This window comes from Microvirga sp. P5_D2 (assembly GCF_054049475.1).
In genome coordinates this window covers 1-1,688 of record NZ_JBFUMH010000351.1, presented here as the reverse complement: position 1 = coordinate 1,688, position 1,688 = coordinate 1, and the positions used below count along the sequence as shown (strand labels likewise).

2 protein-coding genes are annotated in these 1,688 nt (G+C 60.0%); both read left to right on the top strand.

Features of this window, described 5'->3' with window-relative positions:
* A partial coding sequence (gene ilvA, locus ACXJKO_RS31575; protein WP_457094945.1) for a threonine ammonia-lyase, biosynthetic occupies positions 1–1,310 on the top strand: 1,310 nt, incomplete at its 5' end.
* Between the two features lie 213 nt (positions 1,311–1,523).
* The coding region (locus ACXJKO_RS31570) for a helix-turn-helix domain-containing protein (protein ID WP_457094946.1) at positions 1,524–1,688 on the top strand (165 nt) is incomplete at its 3' end.

Here is a 1,688-nt window from a genome sequence, read left to right as displayed (position 1 = left end):
ATCACGCCCAGGGCGTGGCCTTGGCAGCCAAGAGGCTCGGAGCCAAGGCGACGATTGTGATGCCGCGCACCACACCAACCATCAAGGTTCAGGCAGTCAGAGGGCAGGGCGGTCGCGTGGTTCTGCACGGCGAGAGCTTTGATGAGGCCTACACCCATGCCCGGCAGCTCGAGGCCGAAAAGGGCCTTACCTTCATTCATCCGTATGACGATCCTGATGTGATCGCTGGGCAGGGCACGGTCGGCATGGAGATCCTGCGCCAGCATCCCGATCCGCTCGAGGCTGTATTCGTGCCGATCGGCGGCGGCGGGCTTGCGGCAGGAGTTGCGGTCTATACCAAGTTCCTGCGACCGGACGTCAAGGTGATCGGGGTCGAACCGGAGGACGCCGCCAGCATGGCGGCTGCCTTTGCAGCAGGKGACAGAGTTATTCTCAACCAGGTCGGCCTCTTCGCCGATGGGGTTGCGGTGCGGCAGGCGGGCGAGGAGACCTTCCGGCTGTGCCATGAGTTGCTCGACGAGGTGATCACCGTCAGCACAGATGAGATCTGTGCAGCCGTCAAGGACATCTTCGAAGACACCCGGGCGATTGCCGAGCCCTCCGGAGCCGTCAGTCTCGCCGGATTGAAGCAGTATGTGGAACGGGAAGGAGCGCAGTTGCATGGGATGATTGCCATCAACAGCGGCGCGAATATGAACTTCGACCGGCTCCGTCACATTGCCGAGCGTGCGGAGATCGGCGAGCATCGGGAGGCACTACTGGCGGTGGCCATCCCGGAGCAGCCGGGCAGCTACCGGCGGTTCATCCAGCTGCTGGGCAAACGCTCGATCACGGAATTCAACTATCGATATTCGAATCCTCGAACGGCACAGATCTTCGTTGGCGTCCAACTCTCCGAAGGTGAGCAGGAAAAGCATCAGATCATCGTGATGCTGCGGGAGCACGGTTATCCCGTGCTCGACATGAGCAACAACGAGATGGCCAAGCTGCATGTGCGTTACATGGTGGGCGGGCCATCCCCTGGGCTTGAGGATGAGCTGATTTTCCGGTTCCAGTTTCCAGAGCGGCCGGGAGCACTCCTGAAGTTCCTCAATGGGCTGTCTGGCAACTGGAATATCTCGCTGTTCCACTACCGCAACCACGGCGCGGATTATGGGCGCGTCCTGGCTGGCGTCCAAGTGCCGGTATCTGAACGGTTGCAACTGGCGCACAGCCTGAATCAGCTCGGCTATCCGTACTGGGACGAGACCGACAACACGGCCTACCGCACCTTCCTGAGCAGCGCGGGAAAAAGAACTGACGATTTATGAATGATGGCGCATTCAGCGGCAACTAGAGAAACGGCACAAGCTCGGGCTATGTTAGCCGCGGGGCAGTGTTGTCAGAGATCTTGGGCTATGAGTCTTCTGGTTCCATAATCTTTGTTATGCGAATTTGATATGTAGCCGCAAAGTTAGAATGTCCTGATCCTGCAAAGTAGGAATGTCACACTCCCCGCTTCTGAACGATGCGGGAGAACGCGGATGGGACTGATAGCGATGAGCGAGCGCGACCTGCAGCGGATTGAGGTTCTGTCGAAGGTTGTCGAGCGCCGCATGACGATCGTCTCGGCGGCCCATAGCCTGGCGCTGAGCCCGCGGCAGGTTCGCCGACTGCTGGAGCGGTTGCAAACCGATGGCGCCGCCGCC